The sequence below is a fragment of the Cellulosimicrobium composti genome, assembly GCF_010287905.1.
Classification (GTDB): Bacteria; Actinomycetota; Actinomycetes; order Actinomycetales; family Cellulomonadaceae; genus Cellulosimicrobium; species Cellulosimicrobium composti.
The window spans coordinates 31,087-44,926 of sequence record NZ_JAAFAN010000008.1 but is presented as its reverse complement, the minus strand read 5'-3'; the positions used below and the strand labels follow the sequence as shown (position 1 = coordinate 44,926).

14 protein-coding genes are annotated in these 13,840 nt (G+C 74.5%); 7 read left to right on the top strand and 7 right to left on the bottom strand.

The features are described from left to right. Positions 1-18: 18 nt before the first annotated feature. The 3 genes from GYH36_RS03825 to GYH36_RS03815 are packed head-to-tail and all read right to left on the bottom strand — an operon-like array spanning position 19 to position 3,088. Positions 19-873: an ABC transporter ATP-binding protein gene (locus GYH36_RS03825; protein ID WP_162289149.1), complete on the bottom strand. Its 855-nt coding sequence runs from the start codon at positions 871-873 to the stop codon at positions 19-21. Between the two features lie 29 nt (positions 874-902). Beyond that, on the bottom strand, positions 903-2,009 hold the full coding sequence (locus GYH36_RS03820) for a FecCD family ABC transporter permease (protein WP_376739802.1): 1,107 nt from the start codon (positions 2,007-2,009) through the stop codon (positions 903-905). Continuing rightward, the gene (locus GYH36_RS03815; RefSeq protein WP_162289148.1) at positions 2,006-3,088 is read right to left on the bottom strand and encodes an iron chelate uptake ABC transporter family permease subunit; all 1,083 of its coding nucleotides are present in this window, start codon (positions 3,086-3,088) and stop codon (positions 2,006-2,008) included. Before GYH36_RS03815 ends, GYH36_RS03820 begins: the two co-directional genes overlap by 4 nt. A 118-nt stretch (positions 3,089-3,206) precedes the next feature. Between GYH36_RS03815 and idi the strand changes: the two genes are divergently transcribed. Further along, on the top strand, positions 3,207-3,803 hold the full coding sequence (gene idi / locus GYH36_RS03810; protein ID WP_115941553.1) for an isopentenyl-diphosphate Delta-isomerase: 597 nt from the start codon (positions 3,207-3,209) through the stop codon (positions 3,801-3,803). A 48-nt stretch (positions 3,804-3,851) separates the two neighbouring features. Here the strand turns inward: idi and GYH36_RS03805 are convergent, their stop codons facing one another. Genes GYH36_RS03805 through GYH36_RS03795 form a run of 3 tightly spaced genes read right to left on the bottom strand, consistent with a single transcriptional unit; the run spans position 3,852 to position 6,444 of the window. Then, positions 3,852-4,619 carry a hypothetical protein gene (locus GYH36_RS03805; RefSeq protein ID WP_162289147.1) on the bottom strand — a complete coding sequence of 256 codons (768 nt, stop codon included), beginning with the start codon at positions 4,617-4,619 and terminating at the stop codon, positions 3,852-3,854. After that, complete coding sequence (locus GYH36_RS03800; protein ID WP_155098445.1) at positions 4,616-5,443, bottom strand: hypothetical protein; 828 nt, start codon at positions 5,441-5,443, stop codon at positions 4,616-4,618. The genes GYH36_RS03805 and GYH36_RS03800 overlap by 4 nt, the downstream gene beginning before the upstream one ends. Beyond that, entirely contained in the window at positions 5,440-6,444 is a 1,005-nt protein-coding gene (locus tag GYH36_RS03795) for a WXG100 family type VII secretion target (RefSeq protein ID WP_162289146.1), read from the bottom strand. The genes GYH36_RS03800 and GYH36_RS03795 overlap by 4 nt, the downstream gene beginning before the upstream one ends. A gap of 189 nt (positions 6,445-6,633) precedes the next feature. Between GYH36_RS03795 and GYH36_RS03790 the strand changes: the two genes are divergently transcribed. Continuing rightward, positions 6,634-7,485 (top strand): class I SAM-dependent methyltransferase, encoded by an 852-nt coding sequence (locus GYH36_RS03790; RefSeq protein ID WP_115941555.1) that lies wholly within the window; start codon positions 6,634-6,636, stop codon positions 7,483-7,485. A 71-nt stretch (positions 7,486-7,556) separates the two neighbouring features. On the opposite strand, the gene GYH36_RS03785 is transcribed toward GYH36_RS03790, so the two are convergent. Continuing rightward, on the bottom strand, positions 7,557-8,606 hold the full coding sequence (locus GYH36_RS03785) for a LacI family DNA-binding transcriptional regulator (RefSeq protein ID WP_024841624.1): 1,050 nt from the start codon (positions 8,604-8,606) through the stop codon (positions 7,557-7,559). A gap of 217 nt (positions 8,607-8,823) precedes the next feature. Between GYH36_RS03785 and GYH36_RS03780 the strand changes: the two genes are divergently transcribed. Genes GYH36_RS03780 through GYH36_RS03760 form a run of 5 tightly spaced genes read left to right on the top strand, consistent with a single transcriptional unit; the run spans position 8,824 to position 13,838 of the window. Continuing rightward, positions 8,824-10,062, top strand: coding sequence for an amino acid ABC transporter substrate-binding protein (locus tag GYH36_RS03780; RefSeq protein WP_203231547.1), 1,239 nt, complete (start codon positions 8,824-8,826; stop codon positions 10,060-10,062). Between the two features lie 7 nt (positions 10,063-10,069). After that, on the top strand, positions 10,070-10,954 hold the full coding sequence (locus GYH36_RS03775) for a branched-chain amino acid ABC transporter permease (RefSeq protein WP_024841626.1): 885 nt from the start codon (positions 10,070-10,072) through the stop codon (positions 10,952-10,954). After that, positions 10,938-12,311 (top strand): branched-chain amino acid ABC transporter permease, encoded by a 1,374-nt coding sequence (locus GYH36_RS03770; protein WP_231492883.1) that lies wholly within the window; start codon positions 10,938-10,940, stop codon positions 12,309-12,311. Before GYH36_RS03775 ends, GYH36_RS03770 begins: the two co-directional genes overlap by 17 nt. Further along, positions 12,308-13,063, top strand: coding sequence for an ABC transporter ATP-binding protein (locus GYH36_RS03765; RefSeq protein WP_024841628.1), 756 nt, complete (start codon positions 12,308-12,310; stop codon positions 13,061-13,063). Before GYH36_RS03770 ends, GYH36_RS03765 begins: the two co-directional genes overlap by 4 nt. Continuing rightward, positions 13,056-13,838: an ABC transporter ATP-binding protein gene (locus tag GYH36_RS03760; protein ID WP_312028495.1), complete on the top strand. Its 783-nt coding sequence runs from the start codon at positions 13,056-13,058 to the stop codon at positions 13,836-13,838. The genes GYH36_RS03765 and GYH36_RS03760 overlap by 8 nt, the downstream gene beginning before the upstream one ends. Positions 13,839-13,840 lie beyond the last annotated feature (2 nt).

Below are 13,840 nucleotides of genomic sequence, written 5' to 3'. Positions count from 1 at the left end.
CGTGCCGCGGCCGCGTCGTCAGGCGCGGCGCGGCCGCCCCTCGGGCACGACGAGCGGCGTGCCCGTCACCGGGTCGGGGATGATCCGGCACGGGAGCCCGAACACGTCCTCGACGAGCGCGGCCGTCACGACGTCGCCCGGCGCGCCCTCGGCGACGATCGCGCCGTCCTTCATCGCGATGAGGTGCGTCGCGTACCGGCACGCGTGGTTGAGGTCGTGCAGCACGGCGACGAGCGTGTGCCCGCGGTCGCGGTTGAGGTCCGCGCACAGCTCGAGCAGCTCGATCTGGTGCGCGATGTCGAGGAACGTCGTCGGCTCGTCGAGCAGGAGGATCGGCGTCTCCTGGGCGAGCACCATCGCGACCCACACGCGCTGGCGCTGCCCGCCGGACAGCTCGTCCACGAGGCGGTCCGCGAGCCCGGTCGTCCCCGTCGCCGCGAGCGCGCCGAGCACGGCGGCCTCGTCCTCGCGCGACCACTGCCGCAGCAGCGTCTGGTGCGGGTAGCGCCCGCGGGCCACGAGGTCCGCGACGGTGATGCCCTCGGGCGCGATCGACGACTGCGGCAGGAGCCCCAGGCGCCGCGCGACCTCCTTCGCGGGGATCGACGAGATCGAGCGGCCGTCGAGCACGACCTGGCCGCGCGACGGCTTGAGCAGGCGCGACAGCGCGCGCAGGAGCGTCGACTTGCCGCACGCGTTCGGCCCGACGATCACGGTGAACGAGCCGTCGGGGACGCTCACGTCGAGGTCGCGCGCGATGACGCGGTCGTCGTAGCCGACGGTGATGCCGTCCGCGTGCAGGCGGTCGGCGCGCGGGGCGGCGTCGGTGACGGGGACGTCGGCGGGCGTCCCCGCGAGGGAGCTGGGTGGCACCGGGGTCCTTCCGGTCTGCGGGTTCGTGGTCACGTCCGGGCCTCGCGCACGAGGAGCCACACGAGGTAGACGCCGCCGAGGCTCACGGTGACGACGCCCACGGGGAGCTGGGTGGGCGCGAACGCGCGCTGCGCGACGAGGTCGCTCGCGGCGAGCAGCACGGCTCCCATGACGGCGGCGGGGAGGAGGCGCACGCCCGGCGCGCCCGTGAGGCGTCGCGCGAGCTGCGGCGCGGCGAGCGCGACGAACGCGATGGGTCCGGCCGCGGCCGTGGCGAGGGCCGTGAGCGCGACGCCGACGACGACGAGCGCGAGCCGCACCCGCTCGGTGCGCAGGCCGAGGGCGGTCGCGGCGTCGTCCCCGAGCTCGAGCAGCCCCATGCGCGGCGCGAGCCACGCGAGCGGGAGCACGAGGAGGACGGCGAGCACGCTCGCGGGCGCCGCCTGCGCCCACGTCGCGCCGTGGAGCGACCCGGCGCCCCACACCGCGGCCGCCATCGCGGTCTCGAGGTCGGCCGTGACGACGAGCCACTGGTTGACGGACGCGAGCATCGCGGACACGGCGATGCCCACGACGACGAGGCGGAACCCCTGGACCCCGCGCCGGTACGCGAGCAGGTACACGGCGGCGGCGGTGAGGACGCCCCCGACGAGCGCGCCCGCCGCGACGCCCGCGTACCCGCCGCCGACCACGAGGATCACGACGAGCGCGCCCGTGTAGGCGCCGGTGCTGAACCCGATGACGTCGGGGCTGCCGAGCGGGTTGCGGGTGATCGACTGGAAGATCGCGCCGCTCGTGCCGAGCGCCGCGCCGAGCACGAGAGCGAGGAGGGCGCGCGGCAGGCGCCACTCCACGACGACGAGGCGCACCGGTCCGTCCGCGGCGCCCACGAGCGCGTCGAGCACCTGCGGCACGCTGAGCGGGTAGTCGCCCGTCGTCAGCGCGACGACGCCGAGCGCGAGCCCGACGAGCGCGAGCGCCGCGCACACCGCGAGCGTCCGCACGTCGAGCCGGAGGCTCACGCGCCCGCCGAGCGCCCGGACGACGCGCGTGGGGCGGCCGAAGCCGCGGCGGTGCCCTCCGCCGTCGGGCACGCCCGGGCTCGTGGGCACCGGGTCCCGGACGGGCGCGCTCACAGCCCGCTCGCCGAGGAGCGGCGCACGAGCGCGACGAGCACGGGGGCGCCGACGAACGCCGTGACGATGCCGACCTGCAGCTCGCCCGGCGAGACGACCACCCGCCCGACGACGTCGGACACGAGCAGCAGGACGGGCGCGAGCACCGCCGCGTACGGCAGGATCCAGCGCTGGTCGGGCCCGACGGCCCACCGCGCGACGTGCGGCACCATGAGGCCGACGAACGCGATCGGCCCCGCCGCCGCGGTCGCCGCGCCGCACAGGAGCATCACGGCGACCCCGACGAGCACGCGCGTGCGCCCCACGTGGGCCCCGAGCGAGCGCGCGAGGTCGTCGCCGAGCGCGACGCTGTTGAGGGGGCGCGCGACGACCAGGGCGAGGACGAGCCCGGCGAGGACGAACGGCGCGATCGTCGCGGCCGTCTCCGTGGTGCGGCCCGCGAGCGAGCCGGAGGTCCAGAAGCGCAGGCGGTCGAACGCGGCCGGGTCGAGCAGGGTGACGCCCTGCGACAGCCCGGTGAGCACGGCGCCGAGCGCGACGCCGGCGAGCGTGAGGCGCACGGGCGTCGCTCCCCCGCGCCCCTGCGACCCGATCGCGTACACCGCGACCGTCGCGACGACTGCGCCCAGGAACGCGAACCAGACGAACGACCCGACGTCGGTGAGCCCGAGCAGCGCGACGGCGAGCACGACGGCGAACGCGGCGCCGGCGTTGACGCCGAGGATGCCCGGGTCCGCGAGCGGGTTGCGCGTCATCGCCTGGATGAGCGCACCGGCGACGCCGAGCGCCGTGCCCACGAGCAGACCGACGAGCGTGCGCGGCACGCGCAGGTCGCGCACGACCACGTGGTCGCTCGACCCGTCGTACGCGGTGAGGGCGTCCCACACCGTGCCGAGCGGGACCGGCTTCGACCCGACCACGAGGCTCAGCACGACCGCGAGGACGAGGGCCACGAGGGCGACGACGAGCCCGAGGCCGCGCCGCGCGTTCGTGCGCGCGACCCCTGCCGGGTGGTCGTCGCGGCCGGTCACGCCGTCGGCGGTACGGGCCGGTGCGTCGGCGGTCGCGGACGGGGTCATGGTGCTCGGATCTGGTCGAGGGGCGATCGCCCGGAGGGCGTGGTGAGGCAACCCTCACCTTATACGTGGCGCCCGCGGGGGTTGCCCGTCCGGGACCGCCGTGTGCGAGAGTGGCCGCATGACCTCGCACGTTCCCGTGGCCGCCGACCACGTCGTCACCGTCGACGACGAGGGACGCCGGACCGGCACCTTCGAGCGCGCCGCGGTCCACACGACCGAGACGCCGCTGCACCTCGCCTTCTCCTGCTACGTGCTCGACGACGCCGGGCGCCTGCTCCTCACGCGGCGCGCGCTCGTCAAGCGCACGTGGCCGGGCGTGTGGACCAACTCGTTCTGCGGGCACCCGCGGTGGACGGAGACGACCGAGGAGTCGATCGTCCGGCACGGGCGCCACGAGCTCGGCCTGGAGATCGCCGACCTCGAGGTCGCCGTGCCCGGGTTCCGGTACCGCGCGGTGGACGCGTCCGGCGTCGTCGAGAACGAGATCTGCCCCGTCTACACCGCGCGCGCCGCGGGACCGGTCGAGCCGAACCCCGACGAGGTCGTCGAGGTCGCGTGGGCCGACCCGCAGGACGTCGCGCGCTCGGTCGCCGCGACCCCGTGGGCGTTCAGCCCGTGGATGGTGCTGCAGGTCGGGGCGCTCGCGGGCGCCACGTCCGCGGGCGGCGGGGCGACGGCCCGTCTGGCCGCGGCGTTCGGGACCGCGACGGTCTGACGCCGGGGCGACCCGGCACCGTCGTCCCCCGCGGACCCGCAGGGCGGGTCAGCGTGCCGACTGCCGGGCGCGCGCGCTGCGGAAGCGCTCGGGGATCGCGAGGCGGTCCGCCCCTTGCGGCGAGACCGGCACGGGCTGCGCGGGCAGCGCGAGCGCCTCGACGTGCTCCGCCCCGGGCACCCCGGCCGCACGCGCCGCGTCGCCGAGCGCGCGGACGACCTGCTCCTGACGGCGCGGGTCGCGCGCGGAGAACACCCAGAGGTCCACGGCCGACGCCGTCGCGAGGTCGACGTGCTCGCCCCGCGCCCGGGCCTGCCGAAGGGCTCGCGGCGCCACGCCGACGAACGTCACCGCGCGCCGCGACCACAGCACGGTGCGCGACGCCGTGGAGACGCCGCGGTCCGCGAGCAGGAGGCCGAGGGTGCGCTGGCTCGCGACGACGGCCCGCACCGACGTCACGTCGAGCGCGGCGAACGGCACCGCCACCGGGCGCTGGAACGGGGCGAACGACCCGACGAGGATCCCGTGGTCCAGCACGACGAGCTTCTCCGACGCGAGGAACCACAGGATCAGGGCGGCGATCGCCACGAACGACGGCAGCAGGTACCCGATCGCGCCGACGCCGGCGTTGCCCACGAGCGCGGGGCCCACCGAGAACACGAGCACGAGGACGACGACGACCGTCCACGCGGGCGCGTTGGGCGTCGAGGCCGACACGTGGCGCACCGCCCCGAGGCCCGACGCCGCCGCGTGGTGGCGCACCTTGCGCGTGGCGCGCGCGCCCGTCGGCGCCGCGGGAGCCGCCGCGCCGCTCATCGACCCAGGAGCTCGACCGGGAGCCGGCGCACGGTGGCCGCCCCGACCTCGGAGAGCGTGAGCGTCGTCGGGGCGCCGTCGGCACCGTGCTCGCCGCCCCGGACCACGTAGACGCCGTCGGGCGTCGCGTACACGCTGACCTGCACGAGCACGTCGGAACCGGCGTGCACCGCGCCGAGCGTCGTCACGGCGAGGGCCCCGGCGAGCTCGGGCAGCTCGGGCGCCCGGGCGGAGAACTCCTCGGTCGTGAACGTCTGCGTGCGGCCGTCCAGGAGCGCCTTGCCGCCCGGGTCGAGGAACACCGCGAGCCGCCCGGCGAGCTCGGCGAGCGGGTAGACGCTGAAGGCGTGGTGGCCGCTCGGCGCGACCTCCTCCTCGAGCACGCGGTCGTCCTCGTGGAGGTAGACGTAGACCCAGTGCCGGCCGAGGGCCGTGGTGCGCTCCGCGGAGAGGATGGCGGTCGCGGTGCGACGCAGCACGAGCGGTCCGGTGATCTCGGGGACCGCCTCGATGCCGACGGCCGGGCGCTCGTCGCCGGAGCCGGCGGCCGCGGGCTCGCCGCCCGTGTTCTCGGCGGGCACGACGAGGCCGCGCGCGAGCAGCGAGCGGAGCGCGACGCGGCCCACGAGCGCGCGGTCGGCGCCCTCCTGCGCGTCGAGCCACGGCACGGCGACGATCTGCGGGTTCTGGAGCCCGTCGAGGATGACGATCTCCTCGTCCGTGAGCGTCACGACGTGGGTGACCTCCCCCGCGGTCGCGCGCTCCAGCGTGCGCTCCGCCGCGGCGATGTCGGACGCGGACCAGCGCATGGTCTCCTGGGTCACGAGAAGAGCCCTCCGATGAAGTCACCGGCGGCGGAGAGCCCGTCGCCGATCGCGTCCCCGACGTCGGACACGGCGTTCCCGATCGTATCGGCCGCGCTGCTCGCGAAGTCGGTGACGTGCCCCCAGCCGTCCGCGAGGTACGGACCCGGGTTCGAGACGAAGCCCGTGATCGAGTCCCAGTTGTCGACGACGAGGTTCCCGAGCGCCCACGCGCCCGCGACGACGCCCGCGCCGACGACGATGCCGATCCCCACGGGGTTGGTGAGCATGCCGGCCATCATGAGCATCGTCCCCGCGCCGCCGACGACCGACAGGCCGCCCATGACGCGGTCGACGCCCCCGCGCCAGCCGTCGTACTGGGTGTTGAACATCTGGTTGACGCCGCCGATGACGCCGAACAGCCCGCCGACGCCGCCCGCGATGCGTCCCGCGGTGCCGAGGCCCCCGAGCAGTCCCATCGCGTCGTCGAGCACCATGCCACGCGCGAAGACCGACGCGCTCGCCGCGGCGTCGGACAGGTCGGCGAGGCGGCTGGCCTGGAGGAACGCGGTGAGCGACTGGCCCACCTTCCACGTCTTCCACCCGGCGAGGCCGAACGAGATCGCGCTCCACGCGGTCTCGCCGACGTCCCAGATCGAGCCGTCGAGCGGGTCGTCGCGGCCGAGCGGTCCGCCCCCGGGACCCGTGGGCACGCCCGGGCCGGGCACGCCGGGCGACGGGATGCTGCCGCCCTCGGTGCTCGTCATGAACTGCTCGTCGGCGTTGCGCAGCACCGCCTCGGACGCCTGGGAGAGCGTCTGGCTCACCCCGCGCAGCAGCGCGACCGACGTGCCCGTCCACTCGCTGCGGAACTGGTCGGCGTCGCCGCCCTGCCAGCGCCCGGCCGCCTCCACGAGCCCGCTCACCTCGGACGTCGTGCTCACGAGCTGGTCCGACGCGGACTGCAGCGACCGCGCCAGCCTCCTCAGCTCGGTGACGTCCGCGCCCCACATACCGCTCACGCCGTGTGCCGTCCCCTCGTCCCTCGAAGTCCCCTGCCCCGGCCGGCGTCGTCGACGACGCACGGTTCGGGCATCCGGGAGGCTACCGCGCGGGCCGTCGCGCGAGCGATGGGGAGCACTTCCCGTCCCGGCCCGGCGGTCGCGGCGCGCGCGGTCGAGGTCGGCGCCCCGGCGGGTGACAATCGACGCATGCCTGCCGCGGTACCCGACACCCCCGCCACGTCCGACCGGACGGCCGCCGTGCCCGTCCCCGCGCGGGACGCGCCGTTCGAGGAGCACGTGGCGTGGGCGCGCTCGGTGCCCGTCGTGGGTCTCGACCTGGCGCCCGTCGAGGGCCGCGTCGTCGAGGACCCGCTGCCGTGGGACTACGCCGCGCTCGCGCGCGAGCTCGTCGCGAGCGGGCGCGGTCCGGTGCTCGACCTGGGGACGGGCGGCGGCGAGCTCCTGTCGACCCTCGCGCCGTTCCCGGCGGGCTCGGCCGCGACCGAGGGGCGCCCGTCCAACCTGCCGGTGGCCCGGCGTCGGCTCGAGCCCCTGGGCGTGGACGTGCGCCCGGTCGAGAGCGACGACGACGAGCAGCTCCTGCCGTTCTTCGACGGGCAGTTCGCGGTCGTGCTCGACCGGCACGAGGAGTTCGACCCGGACGAGGTCCTGCGCGTGCTCGAGCCGGGCGGGGTGTTCCTCACCGAGCAGGCCGACTCGCGCGACGGGGTGCGCCTCAGCACGGCGCTCGGCGCCCCGCTGCCGTGGGACCCGGACTCCGTGACGCTCGGCGCCGCCGTCGAGGTGCTGCGCGACGCCGGGTTCGTCGTCGACGTCGCGCGCGAGCACGAGGGGCTGCGCCGCTTCCGGGACCTGTCCTCCGCGCTCTGGTACCTCAGGCTCGTCGCGTGGCAGGTGCCCGACCTCGCGTCCCTGTCCCCCGAGGCGGTCGCGCGGTACGAGGCGCCGCTGCGCGCGCTGCACCTGCACCTCGCGGCGGGCCACGAGTTCGTCGACGAGGCGCCGCGCTTCCTCGTCGTGGCGCGCAAGCCCTTCTGACCGGGCCGCCCGCTCGGCGGGGCGACCCGGTCGCGCCGGCGTCGTGTCGGCGCCGGGCGGGGCGGGCGGAATCAGGCGCGGGGCGGCGCGGTCGAGTCGCGGACCACGAGCTCGTGGTCGGTGCGCCGGCGCCGCGGACGCGCCGACGGCGGCCGCAGCGCCATCTCGAACGCCGCCGCACCCATCTCGCTCATCGGCAGCCGCACCGTGGTGAGGGCCGGCGCGAGGTCCTGCGCGACCTGGATGTCGTCGAACCCCGTGACGGACAGGTCGCGCGGGACGACGACGCCGCGCTCGCGCAGCAGCGACAGCACGCCCGTGGCCATCGCGTCGTTGAGCGCGAGGATCGCCGTCGTCTCGGGTCGCTCCGCGAGGATGCGCGCGGTGGCGTCGCGACCGCCCTCGCGCGTGAACGGCGCGTGCACCACGAGGAGGTCGTCGGGGTCGAGCCCGTGCGCGGCGACGGCGCTGCGCACGCCCGCCGTGCGGTCGGCGACGGTCGTCAGGCGCTCGGGGCCCGCCGCGACGGCGAGACGGCGGTGCCCGAGCGCCAGGACGTGCGCGGTGATGCTCGCGGCGGCGGCCTCGTTGTCGGGGAGCACGGCGTCGCTGTGCAGGTGGTGGCGTCCGATGACGGCGACGCGCCCGCCCGACTCCTGGAACGCCTCGAGCTCGCGCGCGGCGTCGGCCTCCATCGCGGGCTCGACGTACCCGGACCCGGCGACGAGGATCGCGCCGACGCGGTGCGCGCGCATGAGGCGGATCTGCGTGACCTCGGCGCTGGGCTCGCGCTCGGTGTGGCTGATCTGCACGCTCCACCCGTGCTCGGTCGCGACGCGCACGACGCCGCTCGCGATCTCGGAGAAGTACGGGTCGCCGATCTCGTAGACGAGCAGGCCCGCGACGGACGTGGTGCCGCCGGCGAGCGTGCGCGCGTGCGGGTTGGCGATGTAGCCCATCTCGGCCGCGACCTCGCGCACGTGCTCGGCGAGCACCTCCGAGACGCCGTCGCTGCCCGACAGCGCGCGCGACGCGGTGGCGAGCGAGACGCCGGCCCGCTCGGCGACGTCGACCAGGCGCAGCGCGCTGCGCCCCCTCGTGGTCCGGCCCTCTCGACGCACCCGTGCTCCACTCCTTCGTGCGTCGCCCGGTCGGCGGCCCGAGAGCCCTCCCCGACGTGACGCTTGCCACATCCGCTGTCCGCACCGTACTCTAGCGGAAGCGCTTACGAAAGCGCTTTCGCAAAGCAGCGGTCTCGTACGGAGCAGTACGACCTCAGGTCTTCACTACGACGAAGTAGGGAGAGTCACGTCCATGCATTCTCGGTCGACTCCACGGATGTCCACCCGCACCCCGTCCCGGCGTGCGCTCGCGCTCGCGGCCGGGGTGACCGCGACCGCGCTCGTCCTCACGGCGTGCTCCGGAGGGTCCGACGGCGAGGGCGGGGGCGGCGGGTCCGACGACCCGATCGTCATCGGCATCTCCCTCCCGCTCACCGGCGACTTCTCCGAGCCCGGCAAGGGCGTCCAGCGCGGCTACGAGGCCTGGGCGCAGTTCGTCAACGAGGACGGCGGCCTCCTCGGACGGCAGGTCGAGCTCAAGATCCTCGACGACCAGTCCAACGCCGACCGCGTCGTGCAGGACTACGAGGCGCTCATCGCCCAGGACGAGGTCGACCTCGTGTTCGGGCCGTTCTCCACGCGCCTCGTCGTCCCCAGCGCCCGCGTCGCGCAGGAGTACGGGATGCTCTTCGTCGAGCCGGCCGGCGCCGCCGCCGAGGTGTTCGAGCAGGGCTTCGACAACCTCTTCTACGCGGCCCCCGCGGTCGCGGACGACCACTACAACTACCTCGCCGACCACATCCTCGCGATGCCCGAGGGCGAGCGCCCGCAGACGGTCGCCGTCGCCGCGATGGACGACCCGTTCGCGCAGGGCACCGCCTACGGCCTGCGCGACAAGCTCGCCGACGCCGGGCTCGACGTCGTCGTCGACGAGGTCTACCCGCCCAACACGACCGACTTCTCGTCCATCGCCGCGAAGATCAGCGACTCCGGCGCGGACATGGTCATCGGCGGCACGCAGTACCAGGACGCGGTCAACCTCATCGTGGCGCTGCAGCAGCTCGACTACCAGCCCACGCTCGCCGCGTTCTCGACCGCGCCGACCAACCCCGAGTTCGCCGCGGCGATCGGCTCGAAGACCGAGGGCATCCTGTCGCCCACCGGGTACACCGAGACCGCGAGCTGGCCGTCCAACGTCGAGTTCGTCGAGCGCTACACCGAGCTCCACGGCAACCCGCCCGGCGAGGACGAGGCCAACGCGTACACGACCGGCCAGGTCGTCGCCGCCGCCGTCGAGGCCGTGGGCTGCGCCGAGCAGGGCGAGTGCCAGCAGGAGCTCGTCGACTGGCTGCGCTCCAACGAGGTCGAGACCGTCGTCGGCCCGCTGACCTGGGACGAGACGGGCAAGCCCCAGGGCGCCCACCTCATCCAGCAGTACGTGGACGGCGAGATCCAGATCGTCCTGCCGGAGGACGCCCAGGAGGCCGAGTTCGTCTTCCCCAAGCCGGCGTGGTGATCGCCTCGTGACGGGAACGCTCCTCTTCCAGAGCCTCGTGCTCGGCGTGCTGCTGGGAGGGCTCTACGCCCTCCTGGCAGCGGGCCTCACCCTGTACTTCGGCGTGATGCGCGTCGTGATGATCGCCCACTCGGCGTTCCTCATCCTCGCCGCGTACCTCGCCTGGTTCTTCAACCAGCAGACCGGGATGGACCCGCTGCTGTCGCTCGTCATCACCGTGCCGCTGTTCTTCCTCGTCGGCGTGGGCATGCAGCGCCTGCTCATCACGCGCCTGCGGCCCGCGACCCTGACGATGATGTCCGTCCTGCTGACGTTCGCCGTCGCGCTCTTCATCGAGGGCATGATCGGCTTCGTCTGGAGCGGCACGCAGCGGCGCATCCAGCTCCCGTACTCGGGCGCGAGCATCGAGTTCTTCGGGGCGCGGATCGCCGTCGTCAAGCTCGTCGCGTTCGGCCTCGCGGCGCTCTCGCTCGCGCTGCTCTACCTGCTCATGAAGCACAGCCGGTTCGGGCAGGCGCTGCGCGCCACGATCCAGCACCGCGAGGCCGCGCAGCTCGTCGGCATCAAGACCGACCGCGTCGCCGGGTACGGCTTCGGCCTCGGCCTCGCGACCGCCGCGATCGGCGGGACCGCGCTGTCGCTCGACGCGACGATCTACCCGTCGCTGCACTGGCACTGGATCGGCCCGCTCATGGCGATCATCGTCGTCGGCGGCCTGGGGTCCATCCCGGGCGCCGCGATCGCCGCCATGGTGCTCGGCATCGGCCAGAGCCTGCTCCAGGTGCCGCTCGGCACCACGTGGGCGCAGACCATCTTCTACGTCGCGCTGTTCGCGACGCTGATGCTGCGGCCCCAGGGATTCTTCGGAGGTCGCCTTGCCCAACGCTTCTGACACCCGACCCGCGAGCCGCCGCGCGGCCGCCCGCCCGGTGCCCGACGGCGCAGGCACGGCCGCCGCTCCCGCCGCGCCTCCCGCACGGCGCCCGTGGGGCCGCGTGGCCCGCCTCGCGGCGCTCGTCGTCCTGGCCGTCGTGGTCCTGGCCTTCCCGACCGCGGCGCCCAACGCCTACATCCTGTCCGCCGGCATCGTCGTGCTCAGCTACGCGTGCACCGCGACCGCCTGGAACTTCATGGGCGGGTTCACCGGCTACGTCTCGCTCGGCCACGCCGCGTTCTTCGGGCTCGGCGCCTACGGGACGGGCCTGCTCATCCGCGACCTCGGGCTCCCGAGCTTCGTCGCGTGGCTCGCGGCCGGTGCGATCGTGCTGCTCGTGACGATCCCCGTCGGGATCGCCGCGCTGCGCGTGCGCGGCGCGTCGTTCGTCATCGTGTCGATCTCGTTCGTCCTCATCCTGCTGCTCGTGTTCCAGGCGTGGGGCACGTTCACGGGCGGCTCCGACGGCCTCGTCGTGCCGCGCCCGTTCCCGGACATGCTGCGGCCGGAGCACCACCGCACGTTCTTCTACCTGTTCGCCGGGCTCCTCGCGGTCATGCTGCTCGCGTGGTGGGCGATCGACCGCTCGCGGTTCGGCACCGGCCTCAAGGCCGTGCGCGAGGACGAGGACAAGGCCCAGGCGCTCGGCGTCCCGACGCGCAACTACAAGCTCGTCGCCTACGTCGTCTCCGCGACCTTCACCGGCCTCGCGGGCGGCATGTACGCGCTGTGGTTCGGCGACCTGGACCCGATCTTCCAGTTCTCCATCATGCTCGGCGCCTACATGGTCCTCATGGCCCTGCTCGGCGGCGTGCGCCACCTGTTCGGCCCGCTCCTCGGCGCGGTCATCGTCGGCACCGGCCTCGAGTACTTCAAGCTCGAGTTCGGCGACACCCAGTTCCACCTCGTCGCCACCGCCCTGCTGCTCGGCGTCGTGGTCCTCTTCATGCCCGACGGCATCATCCCCGCGGCCCAGGCGCTCGTGAAGCGCTTCGGCCCGCAGGACTCCTCGATCCGCGAGATGACCGCGGCCGAGCTCCTCGAGCGCAACCGCGCCGCCGCCCCCGCCACGACCGCGCCGGCCGAGGCGACCACCGACGCCGGCGGCCCCTCGGGACGACGCGCCGGCGACCCGACCGCGGAGCGAACGACCGCCGTCGGGCAGGAGACGCGCGAAGGTGCCGCCGCCACCGAGGGCCCGGGAGAGGACGAGGGGCCGCGTCGTGGCGGGCCTGGCGGGAGCTCGCGAGGAACGAGCGAGCGGATGGAAGACGCGGCCCCTCGTCCTCGGACGGGCCCGGAGGAGGACCGATGACCACGACCATGCACCAGACGACGCGCAACCTGGAGACGGTCGGCCTCACCAAGTCGTTCGGCGGCGTCCACGCCGTCCGCGACGCGACGGTCACGTTCCAGCACGGCAAGATCAACGCGCTCATCGGGCCGAACGGCTCGGGCAAGACGACCTTCTTCAACTGTGTGACGGGCATGATCAAGCCGGACTCCGGCACGGTCACGTTCCGCGGCGAGGACATCACGCGCCGGGCGCCCCACAAGATCGCGCGCGCCGGGATCGGGCGGAGCTTCCAGCTCTGCCGCGTGTTCCCCCGCATGACCGTGCTCGAGAACATGCTCGTCGCGGTCCGGCGCACGAAGGTGCGCGAGCTGCTCGCCGGGGCGCGCAACCCGGAGGAGATCGACAAGGCGCGCGCGCTGCTCGTGCGCGTCGGCATCGACCACCTCGAGAACGTCGAGGCGCGCAACCTGTCCTACGGGCAGCAGAAGCTGCTCGAGCTCGCGGGCGTGCTCATGGGCGACCCGGACACGATCATGCTCGACGAGCCCGCGGGCGGCGTGAACCCCGCCCTCATCGGGCGCATCGGGACGCTCGTGCAGGAGCTCAACGCGGAGGGGCGCACGTTCCTCGTCGTCGAGCACAACATGGACATGGTCATGAGCCTGTCCCACCACGTCATCGTGTTCGACCGGGGCCGGCCGATCGCCGAGGGGACCCCCGCCGTCGTGCAGTCCGACCCGCGAGTCCTGGAGGCTTACCTTGGTGTCTGACCCGACCCCCGGAGCGGGGGCGACGCAGGAGTACCTCCTCGAGCTGGACGACGTCCAGGCCGGGTACGGACGCGCGGCGATGGTGCTGCGCGGCCTGACGATCCGCGTGCCGGCCGCGACGGTCGTGTGCCTCGTCGGGCCGAACGGCGCCGGCAAGTCGACGGTGCTCAAGGTCGCGAGCGGGCTGCTCAAGCCGCGCTCGGGCCGCATCCTCGTCGGCGGGCGCGACGTCACGGGCCAGGGGCCGCAGGAGATGCTGCAGTCCGGCCTCGCGCACGTGCTCCAGGGCCACAGCGTGTTCCGCGAGATGACCGTCGCGGAGAACGTGCTCCTCGGCGCGTACACCCTGCGCGACAAGCAGAAGGTCGCGGAGCGCGTCGCGTTCGTGCAGAACCTCTTCCCCATCGTGGGCGAGCGGTGGAAGCAGCTCGCGGGCCTGCTGTCCGGCGGGCAGCAGAAGCAGGTCGAGTTCGCGCGCTCGCTCATGGTGAGCCCGGACGTCGTGCTGCTCGACGAGCCGTCGATGGGCCTCGACCCCAAGACGACGTCGACCGTGTTCGAGCAGGTCGTGCGCATGCGCGACGCGGGCGTCGCGGTCCTGCTCGTCGAGCAGAACGCGCGCCGCGCGCTCGAGACGGCCGACATCGGCTGCGTGCTCGACCTCGGGCGCGTGCACATCACCGGGCCCGCGCCCGAGCTCCTCGCCGACCCCCAGCTCTCCGAGCTCTACCTCGGCGGCCGCCCCGCCGAGCGCTCGCTCTCGCAGAACGGATGACC